The organism is Paenibacillus hodogayensis, from assembly GCF_039536325.1.
GTDB lineage: Bacteria > Bacillota > Bacilli > Paenibacillales > NBRC-103111 > Paenibacillus_AB > Paenibacillus_AB hodogayensis.
Genome location: NZ_BAAAYO010000001.1, coordinates 672,820 through 687,800 on the forward strand (window position 1 = coordinate 672,820; position 14,981 = coordinate 687,800).

The 14,981-nt window shown below is 50.3% G+C and carries 14 protein-coding genes; 6 read left to right on the forward strand and 8 right to left on the reverse strand.

The window, feature by feature from the left end:
* The first annotated feature begins 177 nt into the window (after positions 1 to 177).
* The 5 genes from ABD796_RS02585 (at position 178) to ABD796_RS02605 (ending at position 6,463) form a co-directional block, all read left to right on the forward strand.
* Positions 178 to 2,223 (forward strand): Ig-like domain-containing protein, encoded by a 2,046-nt coding sequence (locus ABD796_RS02585; protein WP_344902363.1) that lies wholly within the window; start codon positions 178 to 180, stop codon positions 2,221 to 2,223.
* 152 nt (positions 2,224 to 2,375) lie between these two features.
* Complete coding sequence (locus tag ABD796_RS02590; RefSeq protein ID WP_344902370.1) at positions 2,376 to 3,884, forward strand: spore germination protein; 1,509 nt, start codon at positions 2,376 to 2,378, stop codon at positions 3,882 to 3,884.
* Between the two features lie 23 nt (positions 3,885 to 3,907).
* On the forward strand, positions 3,908 to 5,107 hold the full coding sequence (locus ABD796_RS02595; RefSeq protein WP_344902373.1) for a Ger(x)C family spore germination protein: 1,200 nt from the start codon (positions 3,908 to 3,910) through the stop codon (positions 5,105 to 5,107).
* A 3-nt stretch (positions 5,108 to 5,110) separates the two neighbouring features.
* Positions 5,111 to 5,359, forward strand: a complete 249-nt coding sequence (locus tag ABD796_RS02600) for a hypothetical protein (protein WP_344902376.1) — start codon at positions 5,111 to 5,113, stop codon at positions 5,357 to 5,359.
* Positions 5,360 to 5,362: 3 nt separating this feature from the next.
* A complete protein-coding gene (locus ABD796_RS02605; RefSeq protein ID WP_344902379.1) occupies positions 5,363 to 6,463 on the forward strand; it encodes a GerAB/ArcD/ProY family transporter in 1,101 nt (366 codons plus the stop codon).
* Positions 6,464 to 6,471: 8 nt separating this feature from the next.
* On the opposite strand, the gene ABD796_RS02610 is transcribed toward ABD796_RS02605, so the two are convergent.
* The 6 genes from ABD796_RS02610 to ABD796_RS02635 are packed head-to-tail and all read right to left on the reverse strand — an operon-like array spanning position 6,472 to position 12,454.
* Positions 6,472 to 7,233 (reverse strand): SDR family NAD(P)-dependent oxidoreductase, encoded by a 762-nt coding sequence (locus ABD796_RS02610; RefSeq protein ID WP_344902382.1) that lies wholly within the window; start codon positions 7,231 to 7,233, stop codon positions 6,472 to 6,474.
* Positions 7,230 to 8,243: a Gfo/Idh/MocA family protein gene (locus ABD796_RS02615; protein ID WP_344902385.1), complete on the reverse strand. Its 1,014-nt coding sequence runs from the start codon at positions 8,241 to 8,243 to the stop codon at positions 7,230 to 7,232. The genes ABD796_RS02610 and ABD796_RS02615 overlap by 4 nt, the downstream gene beginning before the upstream one ends.
* Before the next feature lie 40 nt (positions 8,244 to 8,283).
* Positions 8,284 to 8,988 (reverse strand): PIG-L deacetylase family protein, encoded by a 705-nt coding sequence (locus ABD796_RS02620; RefSeq protein WP_344902388.1) that lies wholly within the window; start codon positions 8,986 to 8,988, stop codon positions 8,284 to 8,286.
* Between the two features lie 4 nt (positions 8,989 to 8,992).
* Positions 8,993 to 9,865 carry a sugar phosphate isomerase/epimerase family protein gene (locus ABD796_RS02625; RefSeq protein WP_344902391.1) on the reverse strand — a complete coding sequence of 291 codons (873 nt, stop codon included), beginning with the start codon at positions 9,863 to 9,865 and terminating at the stop codon, positions 8,993 to 8,995.
* Positions 9,862 to 11,076, reverse strand: a complete 1,215-nt coding sequence (locus ABD796_RS02630) for a Gfo/Idh/MocA family protein (protein ID WP_344902394.1) — start codon at positions 11,074 to 11,076, stop codon at positions 9,862 to 9,864. Before ABD796_RS02630 ends, ABD796_RS02625 begins: the two co-directional genes overlap by 4 nt.
* Positions 11,077 to 11,116: 40 nt before the next feature.
* Positions 11,117 to 12,454, reverse strand: coding sequence for an ABC transporter substrate-binding protein (locus ABD796_RS02635; RefSeq protein WP_344902398.1), 1,338 nt, complete (start codon positions 12,452 to 12,454; stop codon positions 11,117 to 11,119).
* A gap of 371 nt (positions 12,455 to 12,825) precedes the next feature.
* Between ABD796_RS02635 and ABD796_RS02640 the strand changes: the two genes are divergently transcribed.
* Positions 12,826 to 13,698 carry an AraC family transcriptional regulator gene (locus tag ABD796_RS02640; protein WP_344902401.1) on the forward strand — a complete coding sequence of 291 codons (873 nt, stop codon included), beginning with the start codon at positions 12,826 to 12,828 and terminating at the stop codon, positions 13,696 to 13,698.
* Positions 13,699 to 13,766: 68 nt separating this feature from the next.
* Here ABD796_RS02640 and ABD796_RS02645 read toward each other — a convergent pair whose 3' ends face one another.
* On the reverse strand, positions 13,767 to 14,390 hold the full coding sequence (locus ABD796_RS02645) for an FMN-dependent NADH-azoreductase (protein WP_344902404.1): 624 nt from the start codon (positions 14,388 to 14,390) through the stop codon (positions 13,767 to 13,769).
* An 86-nt stretch (positions 14,391 to 14,476) separates the two neighbouring features.
* Complete coding sequence (locus tag ABD796_RS02650) at positions 14,477 to 14,968, reverse strand: MarR family winged helix-turn-helix transcriptional regulator (protein ID WP_344902407.1); 492 nt, start codon at positions 14,966 to 14,968, stop codon at positions 14,477 to 14,479.
* Positions 14,969 to 14,981: the final 13 nt, after the last annotated feature.

A 14,981-nucleotide genomic window follows, 5' to 3' on the forward strand; every position in this document is an offset into this window, starting at 1 on the left:
AAAGGAATGCGAAAGGAAAGGGGGGGGGGCGTTGTTGAAGCCTTTGTGGGGGATGGAATTGTTTAATATTGTAAGTGAAACGATAAATAAACTTTTTATATAAAATATTGATACGTTTGGTATCCTATGATATTCTTCTATAGATCCAATTTGTATCATAATGAGGAGGAAGAGAGTTTGAAATCAAAGATTATAGTAGCAACAAGTATTTTTTTATTTTTGAGTATTATAGGCATATTTAACACCAATCTCATAGCCAAGGCTAGCAATAATGTTTCTCCAAATCTAACAGTACTTGAACAAGTCTATGGAAGAATTTTCGATTTTAACACAAATCAATTTCTTTACTTGGATTTATCTGGAACATTAAAAATCGTAGACAGGAATACTAAGCAAGAAACTGTGGTGGCTGCAGATCTGAAACCTAAATACGGATATCTACACCTTAAAGGTGCTATTTTTGTGGGAGAAAAAAATGGTACTGAAAGAGTTTATGATTGGAGAAATGGAAATATTGTCGAATTAGAAAAAATAAATTCATCGGAAACTTTAAAAGTTGCGGGTAAGTATGCTACGTATTCTTCATGGCCTACACTTTTAAGAACAGATATTATCTTACGTGATTTAGATAGCGGAACTAATATTAGTATAACTGCAGAAGCCGGTATAAGTGCTGGTAACAATGGAATTGATATCAATAGTGATGGTGAAATTGTCTACTGGTCAGGGGATTTTAATATTCAGCATTACTCTAATGGGGTTAACACTAGCCTAACAAACAATTTTAATGGTCTTCGTAACTATTATCCTAAGATCGATAAAAACGGAAGCGGTGTAATTTTTATAAGAACAGATCCGTGTTGCTACTACGGTGCAGAAACGAACCTTATTCTTGTAGATATTCAAAGTAAAAATGAGGTTGTTATTACTCCATTGACTGATACTTTCGAGAGTAAAATTGATATAAACGATGGATGGATTGCTTATAGTTATACCTTAAACTATAGCCCTCATGAATCGTCTAATCGACAACAGCTTGTTATTAGGTCTCCATCTGGAGAAAAACAAGAATTTATTAGAAATAATACTTATCACACCGACAATCTTGTAATGGGAAATAACGGGGAAGTAATATTCAGGGATAATGAGGGGGTGTACCTAGCAAAATTTGGTTCTGAGAAAGTTATCAAATTGTCCGACGATGCGAGTTCTCGCAATCGTTACTTCCAACGAGATGGAGTGTGGTATTTTATTACAGGTGGCAGTTTATATTCTGTGAACACTACCTATGTACCAGTACAGCGAATTTACTTTGATCCTGATCATTACGAATTCCCAGCAGATTCTTCTCGTTTTACCCAATTGATACCAAAATTTCAACCAGAACATGTATCGAATTGGGATGTTGAATGGTCCTCAACGGATCACCAAGTCGCAAAGCCAGATAGAAAAGGACTTGTTGAGCATTCGACTGGAAGTTCAGGCGGAACAGCAACTGTTACGGCAAAAACGGTTGATGGTGGTTTTAAATCAAATGTCACTTTTGACATTTACACGCTCGTAAGAGAAGTGAATTTTCAAAAAAAATGGGTTCCTTTAGAGTATCCACAATCTATAAAATTAAATGTCAATATTACTCCGGCAGATGCACGTAATCAAAAGTTAATTTGGAGTTCAAGCAACACCAGTGTTGCTACAGTAGATCAGAACGGAAATGTTCAAGCTGTTTCTGATGGTTCCGCCATAATAACCGTTACTTCGGATGATGGAGGTTTCACGGATACTGCCGAAGTTTCGGTATTCACAGTTGATAGAACGCCTCCAGTAATAACTAGTCTAGGGGTCATCGTTTCTGGAGTATTGTATCCCGCAATTATCGATAAATCAAATAATGAAATCATAATCACGTTACCAAAAATCATGTACAATTCTGGTAAACATATTCTTACAAATGTTAAAGTAAACGCTTCAAGGGATACGGATCGGTTAGATTTAACTGTTGCGGGTCAAAGAAGGAACCTTTTCTTCAATGATAGTAATGGAAATAAGACATTTACTACACAGGAGGTATTTGGAGTTCAATATGATCCTAATAATAACGGAATTCCTATTTGTCAGTGTCAGCAGATCATTAAACAATTTCCTCAAGTAACAGGTATACTTTACGATTACAATGGAAATCAATCGATGGGCACGTACACGATAAAATTAAATTTCGAGTAAAAGTATGGCTCCCTCGTTTTTATAAGAGGGGGCTATTTTTTTTCAATATTCAATAATGAGACAAACGATCATATTTCCCGGTTTGCATACTCCCCTGATCCGCTGGTCACAATAACGAATACCAAAATTTTGCTAAACGGGAGACGGCCTTTATGCAGCGGGTTTCGGATACCGAGCTTTTCCTGGATACGGATTTGGACAGCAATGTGACAACCGTACAGCAGGCATTGGGCGGCAGCCCCGATCTGATCGTAAGGGAAATGGTCCTGGCCGATCGCTGGAGAGCCGCCTTGCTTTACATGAACGGCTTGACGGACCTGACCATGATTCAAACTTTCGTTCTGGAGTCTTTAACCGAGCTAAGCCGGACGAAAGGGGAGCTGGACCCGTCCTTCTGGAACGCACCGCTGGCTTATTTGAAAAATACGCTATCGGTAGGGGACATCGGTTATATAGAAGATGAAGCCGCCCTATTCAAGCAGCTTCTATCGGGAGATGCCCTTCTATTGATCGACGGATACGCGGAAGGGCTGCGGATCGGAGTGAGCGGCTATGAAGACCGGGGTGTCGGGGAACCGGCCTCCCAGCCCAGCATTCGCGGTCCGATGGACGCTTTTACGGAAAGCATCCAAACGAATATATCGCTGATCCGCCGTCGCGTCAAAGACCCGCAGCTATGGCTTGAAGCCTTTGAAATTGGCGAAATTACGAAAACGAGCGTCGCGATTATGTATCAAAAGAACATAGCAAGCGAGCGAATCGTCCAGGAAGTGCGGCGCCGCCTGAACGAGATTCGGATCGACGGTATTCTGGAGAGCGGATATATCGAAGAGTTCATTCAGGAGAAGACGATAACCCCCTTCCCGACCGTCTATAACAGCGAACGTCCGGATTCGATCGTGGCCGGATTACTGGAGGGGAAGGTGGCCATTTTGATCGACGGCACTCCCTTTGTCCTGCTCGTTCCCGCGCTGTTCATCCATTTCATGCAGACGCCGGAAGACTATTATCAACGGTCCGATATCAGCACTTTGATTCGCGTCATCCGTTATATGTCCTTTCTGATCGTTCTTCTAGCCCCGTCGCTCTACATAGCCATTACGACGTATCACCAGGAGATGCTCCCGACCAACCTGCTGCTCAATTTGGCCGCGCAGCGGGAGGGCGTGCCGTTTCCCGCGTTCATCGAAGCGCTCATGATGGAGATCGTATATGAGATTCTGCGTGAGGCCGGCATCCGCATGCCCCGGACGGTCGGCCAGGCCGTATCCATCGTCGGAACTCTCGTTATCGGCCAATCCGCGGTAGAAGCAGGAATCATCTCGGCGGCGATGGTAATCATCGTGTCCATCACAGCGATATCCAGCTATGTCATTCCGGCGAATGCGATGTCCATCTCCGTACGCATGATCCGTTTTGTCCTGATGGGTTTGGCGGCTTCCTCTGGCCTATTCGGCATTCTGATCGGCGTTATTTTGCTGGTGCTGCATCTAAACACCATCCGTTCCTTCGGCATTCCTTACTTGAGCCCGCTGGCTCCGTTCGATCCGGGAGATCAGAAGGACACGCTGTTTCGCATTCCCTGGCCGAGCATGCGCACGAGACCGGGGCCCTACAACCACAAAAACTACGTTCGTCAAAAGCCGGTAAAACGCAAATAAAACGCAATCGTCGAGGTGTGCCTATGCTATGCAGAAGAGGAGGGTTTTGGACGGCATTGCTGATCGTCCTGCTGCTGACAGGCTGCTGGAGCCGACGCGAATTGAATGAATTGGGAATCGTGTCGGGCATCGCCATTGATAAAGCGGACAATCAATACCACCTATCCGTTCAAGTCGTCATTCCGGATCAGGTCATTGCCCGAACAAGCAAACAAGAGACTCCGGTCACGATGTTCAAGGCCAATGCCCCTACCTTGTTCGAAGCTTTCCGCAAGCTGACCGAGACGAGCTCCCGAAAAATATATACGGCCCATACCCGAGTGCTCGTCATTAGCGAAGAGGTCGCCCGTGAGGGAATTGCCAAATCAATCGATATTCTGGTGCGGAATCCGGAAACCCGTCCGGATTACTTCGTCTTGATCGCCAAAAACGACTCCGCCGAAAGCATCCTGAAAGTCCTGACCTCGTTGGAAAAAGTTCCTGGCGAGGCGCTGTTCAATTCACTGGACACGTCCTCCAAAGTATGGGCGCCGACGACCACCGTCACCGTGGACACGTTGATCGACCAATTGATGACGCCGGGGATGAGTCCGGTACTGCCGGGGATTTCCCTGCTCATCAACGAAAGCCCCGATCTCCAGACGAAGGATATGAAAAAAATCGATCATCCGATCAAATTGAGCTATACGGGAATGGCGGTGTTTCGGAACGACAAGCTGGCCGGGTGGATGAGCAAGGATGAAGGAAAGGGCTACAACTATATCCGCAACAAAGTAAAAAGCACGGTAGGCCATATGAAATGTCCGGACGGCAAACTGATCAGCATGGAGGTTATCGATTCCCATTCCGAAGTGAAAAGCCGCCTGCAGGCCGGCAAGCCGATCATCGAGGTTCATCTGAAGCTGAACGCGAATATTGGCGAAATCGAGTGCGGCATCAATATTCACGATCCGCAGGAGATCGAGAGGCTGGAGACCGAAGGGGAGCAAGTCGTGGAGGAGCTAATGAGAAATTCGGTAGAAGCGATGCAGCATCAGTATAAAGTCGACGTGTTCGGGTTCAGCCAAACCATTAATAATGCCTATCCCAAGCTGTGGAAAGAGCTGAAGCCCCGATGGGACGAGGAATTCCCCAAGCTGAAAGTGGACTACAAGGCCGAGCTGCATATTCGCAACACCGGGATGATCGGCAATACGATCGAGCGCCGCATGAAGGAGAAATAACACATGATCGTCACGAGCATCGTTATGTTTATTATCGCGGTTGCAGCCGGCGTATTGGAGCTGCCTTCCCTGCTGCGGAAAGCGTGGACGAAAGAAGCGATCGTGTATACGGTCATGCTCGTCGCCGGTTCGATCGTCAGCGTAATGGCTATCGAGAATATCCGTCCATTCAGCCCGATGAGCGTGCCGGAAGAAATGTATAAGCCGGTCTATGAATGGATGCACCATATTCTGCATGTTAAGGAGGATTGAAGCGTGGAACAAGGAAGAATCAGCTCCCGGCAGTTGGCTGTGCTTATCATCTATTTTATTATCGGCGACATGCTGCTGATTCTTCCATCCCTGACGATCTCCGCAGCCAAGCAGGACGGCTGGCTGGCCGGATGGGTCGGCTTCCTGATCGGCTGGCCGATCGCCTGGCTTCTGTTCCGCTTTAGCCGGCTCATTCCCGGGCTGACTCTGATCCAGTACAACCGGCGCCTGCTGGGGAAGTGGGTTGGAGGAATCGTTACTCTTTTTTATTTGTATTATTATCTGGTCACCACAGGCGTGCTGGTAAGGGAAGTCGGGGATTTTTTCTCGACGCAGATTTTCCCCGAAATGCCGATCAACGCCATACATTTCATGCTCATTATTACATTGGTATGGGGCATCAAATGTGGACTGGAGTCTATCGCCCGCTCGGGAGAAACGTTTTTTCCGCTGTACATTTTTCTGTTTCTGGCGCTGTTCCTCCTGCTGATCCCCCAAGCGGAGCTGGTCAGGCTGCGTCCCGTCATGGGGGAAGGCGTTCGGGCCATCCTGCACGGCTCTCTATATAGCACCACATTCACGTTCTGCGAACTGAATACGGTGCTGATGATCCTCCCTTATGTCGTGAACAACAACAAAACGGAGCGAGATTTCCTGCTTGGCACCTTTATCGGCGGCATGGCCATCTGCTCCATTATTTTGCTTACGATTCTGGTCATCGGTCCCAATCTGGCGTCCAGTCATCTGTATGCCGCCTATGCGGCAGCCCAGAAAATCAACATCGGGAGCTTTCTGCAAAGAGTCGAAGCGATACTCGCCATTAACTGGATTTTATCTACGTTTTTCAAAACGATTGTGGATTTCTACGCCTTCCTGCTGGGTACTGCCCAGTTTCTGAACCTGCGCGATCATCGTCAGCTGGCCGTTCCAGGCGGCATGCTTGTGTTCGGAGCCGCCTTCGCGGTCAGCGCGAATGTCGTCTATTTCAACTATATCGTCGAATATTACATCTTTTGGGATTTAACTTGCGCCGTCGCTATCCCTCTGCTGCTCTACATCGTCTATAAATTCCGAAGCAACAGTTCGGCACTGGGATCGGCGTAAATTAGACTTTACGATAGCCTGATCAGTTGACCGCCGTCGACAACGAGACAATGCCCGGTCACGTAACGGGACTCGTCTCCCGCCAAAAACAGCGCCGCATCGGCGATCTCTTCCGGCTGCCCGACCCGGCCCATCGGGATCGTGCGCAAATAGTCGGCGATCGCCGGAGCGTTGTCGATGACCGGCTTCGTCAGCCGCGTCTCGATGAAGCCCGGACATAACGCGTTGCAGCGGATGCCGAACGGCGCCAGCTCCAGCGCGATCGACATGGCGAGCAGATTCATGCCGCCTTTGGAGGCGTTGTAATGCGCCAGATTCGCTTCGGCCGCCAGCCCGTTCACGCTCGACATGAAGATGATCGAGCCGGGCTGCTTGCGGGCAACCATCTCCTTGCATACCCGCTGAGCGACGATAAACGTGCCGCGCAAATTAATGTGGATATGCCGATCCCACTGGGAAAGCGGCATTTCAAGAAACGGCACCGGCGCATTGACGCCTGCGTTATGCACAAGCACATCGAGGCGTCCCCACGCCCCCAGCACAGCGTCCACCATCGCGTCAACCGGCTCGGGATGCTGCACGTCTGCCTCGAAGGCGAGCGCTTCGCCGCCCGACTGGCGAATTTCCTCCACCGTTAGCTCGAGCGCCGCTTTGCCTCGTCCGCATATCGCCACCTTGGCCCCTTCGCGGGAAAAAGCGTGGGCAATCGCCCGGCCGATGCCGAGCGATCCCCCGGTTACGAGTGCGACTTTGCCGGCGAGTCTCGTCACAGGATGACGACCTTTTGGCCGGTTCGGCACGATTCGTCGATGGCGAAGCTGACCTGCATCGATTTGTAGCCTTCGAAGAAGTCGCAGCGCGTCGTCGTATTCGTATGGATGGCGTTCATGAAATCGGCCATTTCCATAGCGAACGGATGATGAGAGACGTCGCCGCTATCCGGCAAGATCGTCGGCACGGTCGCGAAGTCCGACTGGCCCGGCAGCTTATGGGTGTATACTTTATTGTCCATAATCGTACCTTTTTCGCCGAGCAGATGGACGTTGAACCGGTAAGGCGTCTTGCACTCGATCGAAGCGGATACTTTGCCGAGGCCTCCGTTTTTCATCTTAAAAATGGCGATCGAGTTCGGATCGAACTCATAGTCGGAATCGGCCCATGTGCGACAGCTGTATGCCATGACTTCCGTCACGTCGCCGGCAAAGTGGCGCACGGCGTCAACGGCATGACAGCCCGCGGACAAAATGCTGCTGCCGCCTAGCTCCTTCGTCTTGCTCCAGCTGTACTGCACATATTTCGGACCGATATGATGCCAGTAGTCGATTTGCGCCATGTAGACGCGTCCGAGCGCGTCGTCGTCGATAAGCGCCTTCGTCGATTCGAACATCGGATTCCAGCGCAGCACGAAGCTGACGACCGTCTTGACCGGGTTTTTCGAGATGGCGTCGGCCATGATTTCCAAACCTTGGCGTTCCATCGTCATCGGTTTTTCAATGACGATATGTTTGCCGTTCTTAGCGGCCAGCGCCGCCTGTTCGGCGCGAATATCCGGCGTGGAGCAGAGCACGACGGCGTCGACATTCGGGTCGCTGACCGCTTGCTCGTAAGAGGTGACAACGCGGGCTTCGATGCCGTAATCGTTCAATCGTTGCTGCGCGCGTTCCGCATTCGGGGACACGATGCTGTATACCTCGGCATCTTTGCGCGCATGGATCGCTTTCAAATATTCTCCCGCTACCCAGCCTGAACCGACAATCGCAAATTTCGTAGTCGCCATCATTCCCACATCTCCCTTTTAATTGGTGATCTATACCGTATGGCTACACCGGGAAGCGCACCGCGTTCGGACGCGTCCATACCATGTGCTGGATAAACCCTTCGGCGAACGTACAGCCTGCCTGAACGCCGCGAAACTTGCCTAACGTCACCATCATATCGACAACGTCGACGTTATCGTGCTCCTTTAGCCAAACGAGCTGGCTTTGATGCTGCCGCAGCATCTCCGTCTTCGTTTCCATCGTCTCCGTAATGTCGACGTACAGCGTAGGCTGAAAATCGAGCCCGGATAAATTGTCCATATAGAACAGCGAAGGCACTTTGGCGCAGTTCGGATACTGCTTGGAAGCTTTCGGCAGCGTCGCCAAAAAAGTCGTATCGAACACGAGCTTGCTCACCGACAAATGGTCGGGCATATAATCGTTCGGCGTATGCGTAATGACCATGTCCGGCTGCACGCGGCACAGCATATCGATAAACATTTGCCGATTGCCCTCATGATCGGCCAATATGTTCCCGTCGCGCATGCCGAGCGAGATCACTTCGCTGCCGATGATCGCTCCAGCCTGCCTCGCTTCCCTTTGGCGAATCGGGATCAGCTCTTCGGGCGGTATCCGGTAATGCCCCTTATCCCCGTCGCTGGCGTGACAGATCGTCACTTGGTGGCCGGCTTTGACGAGCTTTGCCAAAGTACCGGCGCATGAAATTTCGATATCGTCGGGATGGGCGCCTATCGCCAATACGTTCAATTTCCTACACCTCGTCCCATACGCGCTTGACGTAGTCGAACCCTTGCTTCGTCGCGCTGCGGCATTCTTCCACGCCTTCGAACTCAATCGAGACATACCCGTCGTAGCCGGAGCTTTTGATCGTACGGATCACCTCGCGCACGGCAATATCGCCCTGCCCGACGATCGAGCCGCGCAGCTGATTGCCTCCGGCCGTCCTCAGCCAACCGGGAAGCTTGTCGCCCGGACTGCGATCCGGGGTACGGATGTAAAAGTCTTTCAAGTGAACCATCGAAGCGATGCCGATATTGTTGCGTACCCCGATAAGCGGATCTTCGTCCACGCAGAGGAAATTGCCGGTATCAAGCGTCGTCCGGTAATTGTCGCGGTTCACCGCGTGCACGAGCGCTTGTACGCGTTCGCTCGCCTGCACATAGTACCCGTGGTTTTCCACACTCGTCGTAATGCCGTATTGCGCCGCATAGTCGGCAATGCGCCGGCATGCCTCCGCCAGCTTCGGCAAGTCGCGATTAAAGTTCACAATCGTTGCATCGCCGATCGGCCGCGACGCGACATCATGACGCATCAGCTTGGCGCCGAGCCGCGTCGTTACGTCGACATGGCGCTTTACTTTTTCGATCAGTTGCTCGAAGCTTGCTTCGTCCTGCGTAATGAAGTTCACAGGCACGCAATAATTCGATACGGCAATACCGACTTGCTCTGCCTTGTCGCGGATGGCGTCGGCGAGCTCGGGCTGCTCCAGCAAATCGAACCCGACAGGGACGATCTCGACATGCTCCCCGCCCGCTTCGGCAATCCATTCGATCACATCGAGCGGCGTCATTTGCCCGGCTGCGAGCGCTTGCCGCAAGCAGTGCAATCCGATTCCAAGCTTCATCTTCCTTCATCGCCTCTTTTTTTGTTTTTGGTAAAGTCCGGGAATTTCACGGGATACCCGTTTTGCGCAACCGATGCGACCGACAGCGGCAAGATCGAGCTGACCGCGACCGAATCGTATACGTCAAAATCCGGCTGGCGCTTTTCGAGAATGGCGCTGACGAACTCCTTCATGACGAAATAGTCGCCGAATCGCGCCGAATCGATCGCCTTTTCCCGCTCCGCTTCGTCTTGCCACCACGGATGCTCGAACTCGTCGGCATATTCGGACAGCTTCGACCACGACACGTTGCCTTGATACGACTTGCCTGGCTTCCGTCCGTCCAGCCAGATGAGCGGCTCTTCGTGGATGTCCCGGCCCGAGACGTATGAGCCTTTCGTACCTTGCAGCCCGTAATACAAATAGTTAAAAGGGCGCGGCGAGGAAAAGTCATTGCGCAAATAGATGACCGCTCCTTCCTTGGTGCGAATAAGCGATAGGCAGGAATCCCCCTGCTTCCAAAACTCCGGCTTCGAGCCTGGATGGCCCGGACCGAATATTTCGTTGAAATAATTGGCCTGGGATGACGGTTTGGACACGATCGTCGTCATGTAGTCGTACGAATCGCTGCGATTGATGCCGAGCCATTGCTGCACCGGTCCGAGCGAATGCGTCGGGTAGTTGTTGCCGTTGAAGTCCCGCATCATCTCGCCGCGCCATTTGATATTCCCTTCATGGTCATGCGTCGCGGTCCGCACATCGTGTACATAGCCGCATTCCGCATGAGTCAGTTCGCCAAATGTACCGCTCTCGGCCATGTTGCGAATGAGCATCGCCGTGCGCGTATAGCAGAAGTTTTCCGCCAGCATATAAACCGCGCCGGTATGCTCCACCGTCTCCACTAGCTCCCAGCTTTCTTCGATCGTCATCGCCGATGCTACTTCGCACAGCACATGCTTGCCCGCCTTCATCGCTTGTACCGCTTGGCTGGCATGAACCTGCATAGGCGTCGCGAGTAAAACCGCGTCGATATCCGGATCGTCCAGCAGTTTCTCAAAGCTGGTGAAGGTGCGAATGTCCGGAAACTTTTCTTTCCACTTCGCGAACACCGCATCATTCAAATCGCAGATCGCATTCACCTCTACGAGTTCAGGCAAGTTAAGGCATGTTTGGTGATAGCTAAAACCGCGGTTTCCGCCCACGACGGCTAAACGAACTCGTTTTATCGACATCTGTCAAACCCCTTTGTGCAGCAAATTTGGTTTCAATCCGTTATTTGCCGAGCTCCGTATCGACTTGCTTTTGCATCTCCTCTTGCGCGTCCCGCAAAGCGGCGTTCAAATCTTTGGTTCCGTTTAAATAATCCGTATAAGCGGTGTTCAATGGAGCGAGCACGTTCGCCTTTCGGTCCGACGGGTGAATATCGTGCGCTGGCGCCATCTTCGTTTCCAGTATCGCTTTGACGGTCTCGTCGTTGCCAAGACCGGAATCTCTGCCCCATTGCGAAATAATGTCTTTATTTTTTTGCACTGTAATTTTGCCCGAGCGCGTAATCAAGCTTTGAATTTCTTCGTTTTCGAGCATCCAGTTGATCACTTGGAAAGCTTCGTTCGGATATTTGGTCGTTTTCGTCACGTATGTGCTATGGAAATCGACCTCGGTTTGGTACCGGCTGTCTTTATGCTCCGGATACGTCACCATGCCCCACTTCATATCCTTAAACGTGGCGGCATTGGCCACGACCGTCGCCAGCCAATCTACATGCATCGCGAGCGACTTATCGGTATAAAATGCTTTCGATGCCGATACGCCTTTCATGCCGGGAAGCGACTGGGCTTCTTTAATAATCGGGAACACCTTCTCGTACCCTTGCAGCGTTACTTTATTCGTTTTCAGATCGATCAGTTTCAGCGAATATTGACCGCCCAGCGTAATATGACTGTCCGCGTTATAGCCGTAATACTGAACGCCCCCGTCCATACGGGTCAGCTTTTTGGACAGCTCGATCGCATCCTGATGGGTCATATGGTTGGTCGGATACGGGACGGCAAATTTATCGAACAAATCTTTGTTAAACACCATCACCTTAAAATTGATATACAACGGCAATGTAACCGTTTCCATATTAAATAATGGCGAATATTTATTCAGTGTCTCTATCGTCGTGTTATCATACTTGCTCAAATCGACCTTATTTTTCTTGATCAGCGGAGCTAAGTCTTGCGCCAAACCGAGCGGAGCCATAATCGCCGATTGCGCAACGCCGCTCAACACGATATCCGGTACGTTTCCGGTTGCAATGATTTGCTCGACTGTAGCTTGGGCGCCCGTGTTCACTTGGCCTGAACCCGGATCAAGCGTAATATGGGGAAATTTTTTCTTTAACGGATCGACGACAATCGTCTTCCAATCCTTTTCGTTGAACAAACCGTTCATGACCTTCAGCGTAATCGGCTGCGGCGGCGTTTCTTTGGCCGGTTCGGCTGCGCCAGGCTGATCTTTGGGAGTAGTGCCCGTACCGCTTGAGCTGCCCGAGCTGCATGCCGGCAATAGTGTGCCCGCTACGGCGATAAGCGCCGCTGTCTTTAACCACCGTTTATGATATCCCATACATACCCCTCCAGGAACATAGTTAGCCATGTTAGCTCCAGAGGTTTTTCGCACTTATCCGATTGATTCTCTGTCTATCGCTATTCGGTTACTCCCGCCGCCCTGCGCATCACCACCGTCCATACTTCTCATTATAAAAATTATCTATGGAAAACATAGGGAAAACAGTCAGGCCGACCTGGAAAAAATTCAGCTTCGAATTTTGCAACCTGCAATAACGTATCAGGAATCTAACATGGAACGGAAACATAGGTTGAAATATGAAAATGCCTCTGTACGGCAATGAAAGCGCAGCGTTATAATGCAAGTGAAGACATCACTCTGACTATATGCAAGCGCTCTCAAGCATTACAGGATAGGGGGAATGATGAATGCAGCCGAGACAACGACAGATGGAAAACTTCGGCAATTACTTGGCGAACTTACAGACCGATATTCGCTTATCCTCGTATCGTCAGCTTGGAGCAGAGTGGGTTCATCATAATTTGAGCTATGAGTACAATATGATTTATTACATCGTGTCCGGCCGCTGCAATATTTGGGTAAACGGCCAAAACATTTGCCCGACTTCGGGAAAGCTCGTCCTGCTGCCGGCCGGGTCGACGATATCGACGATGTCCTATAATAAAGAGCAGTTCGTCAAATATTATTGTCATTTCACTTCAACGATCGGCGGGACACGGCTGTTCGATTTGCTGCATATGTCGACGATGATCGAGGTCGACGATAAAGCGCTCATTGAAAAGCAATTTCAGGAGCTAACCGAAAATTTCACCAAGAAGGGGATAACATCCGATCTGCGCGTCAAATCGACGCTTCAGCAAATTTTATGCTACTTTATTGAGAAAAATCCGACGCTTGTGCTGCAAGATACCGGCCATTTCGATGTACAATGCATAAACCGCATATTGGAGCATATGAATGCGCATCTGGCCGACCGGCTCAATGTGGATGATCTGGCCCGGCTCGTTCATTTCCACCCTCATTATTTCATTCAAGTATTCAAGTCGATGATCGGCTATTCGCCGATGCAGTTTATCGCCAAAATGCGCTACGAACGAGCATGTACGCTGCTATCCTCCACCAAGCTGCACATGAACGAGATTGCCGAAAACGTCGGCATACATCCCGATTATTTCACGAAGTTTTTCCGCCATCATAGCGGCATAAGCCCTACCAGCTACCGGGAATCCGGTACAATGGAACTGCCGAAGAAACGCATCGGCGCAAAGACAGCCCGATAAAAGCAAAAAAATAACCGTCAGGGAGCATACAGTTCCCTGGCGGTTTCGTTATATTTGTTCTGCTGCGTTTAAAAAGAAGCTGCCGCCTTGGCGACTTGCTCCAGGCCGTCTGCAATGATCGACTCGGAGCGGTCCTTGAATTGATTGTGCCCTTCAATAATCCATTCCTCCGCCTTGATGCCGAATAGTCCGAGGGACGCTTTCAGCGGTTTCACGGCCGATTCGATGGACGCCATCGGTTCGACGGAATAGACTCCGCCGCGGGCGTTCAGCAGCGCCACTTTCTTGTCCGGCACGAGCCCGACCGGGCCTTCAGCCGTATATTTGAACGTTTTGCCGGCCTGCGCCAAATAAGAAAAATAAGTGATCAAAGGCGCCGGGGCCATAAAATTCCACAACGGAAAAGCAAAAACGACTTTATCCGCGGCAAGGAACTGTTCCAGATAACGGTTAACGGCCGTCGTCACAGACTCCTCCTCGGGAGTGAGCGGCCATCCTTGACTTAATTTATATAATCCCGTAATGGCGGTATTCCCGTAAGAAGGCAGCTCTTCTTGAAACAAATCCAATTCGGTTACGGCATCGTGGGGATGCGATTCCTTGTAAGACGCCAGAAACGCTTCATACATTTTTACGCTGACCGCTTGCTCGGCCGGACGGTCGTTTGCTTTTACGAATAAGACATTAGCCATTGTATGATTCTCCTTCGTGATGTATATGATATGTTTTGGGATTTGGTACTGCGGCGAATTCGGGCTTCGATCACCCCCTTCACGGGTCAGGAATCTTGGCGTTTAGAGCGCGTCTTCTCGCTGCACGCGCCTTCCAAACCGGCAGCGTGCAGCCCTATTTTTTTCAACAATTCGGTTAGCTGCTGCTTGTCCTCATCGGTCAAGACGGAAAACAGATGCGCTATGGTCGACGTATGCTTGGGAAAAATATCGTCAAGCAGCTCCTGCCCCGCATCGGTCAGCTTGACCAGAACCAGTCTCCGGTCCTCCGGGCTCAATTCGCGGTGAACCAGCCCTTTTTTCTCCAGCTTATCGACCACGTAAGTTACGCTGCCGCTCGGGATGGAAAATTTATCGCCTATTTTTTGAATCGGGTGAGGCCCCTTATGATAAAGGAATTCCAAGATATGGAACGCTCCCATATCGAGATCATAGCTATGGATATCTTGCTTTAACACATCGAAGACAGATTTCACGGATTTCATGTAAATGCGAAGCAGCCGCAAGTCCAACTCATGGTTGTTCTCGTTGACGTTCATTTTCCCGATACCA

Bases quoted from the DNA above. Each gene is read 5' to 3' on its own strand.
- ABD796_RS02645 (WP_344902404.1), bottom strand. From the start codon at position 14,390: ATGGCTAATGTCTTATTCGTAAAAGCAAACGACCGTCCGGCCGAGCAA.
- ABD796_RS02615 (WP_344902385.1), bottom strand. From the start codon at position 8,243: ATGATGGCGACTACGAAATTTGCGATTGTCGGTTCAGGCTGGGTAGCG.
- ABD796_RS02625 (WP_344902391.1), bottom strand. From the start codon at position 9,865: ATGAAGCTTGGAATCGGATTGCACTGCTTGCGGCAAGCGCTCGCAGCC.
- ABD796_RS02590 (WP_344902370.1), top strand. From the start codon at position 2,376: ATGCAGCGGGTTTCGGATACCGAGCTTTTCCTGGATACGGATTTGGAC.
- ABD796_RS02650 (WP_344902407.1), bottom strand. From the start codon at position 14,968: ATGAACGTCAACGAGAACAACCATGAGTTGGACTTGCGGCTGCTTCGC.
- ABD796_RS02630 (WP_344902394.1), bottom strand. From the start codon at position 11,076: ATGTCGATAAAACGAGTTCGTTTAGCCGTCGTGGGCGGAAACCGCGGT.
- ABD796_RS02640 (WP_344902401.1), top strand. From the start codon at position 12,826: ATGCAGCCGAGACAACGACAGATGGAAAACTTCGGCAATTACTTGGCG.
- ABD796_RS02635 (WP_344902398.1), bottom strand. From the start codon at position 12,454: ATGGGATATCATAAACGGTGGTTAAAGACAGCGGCGCTTATCGCCGTA.
- ABD796_RS02600 (WP_344902376.1), top strand. From the start codon at position 5,111: ATGATCGTCACGAGCATCGTTATGTTTATTATCGCGGTTGCAGCCGGC.
- ABD796_RS02595 (WP_344902373.1), top strand. From the start codon at position 3,908: ATGCTATGCAGAAGAGGAGGGTTTTGGACGGCATTGCTGATCGTCCTG.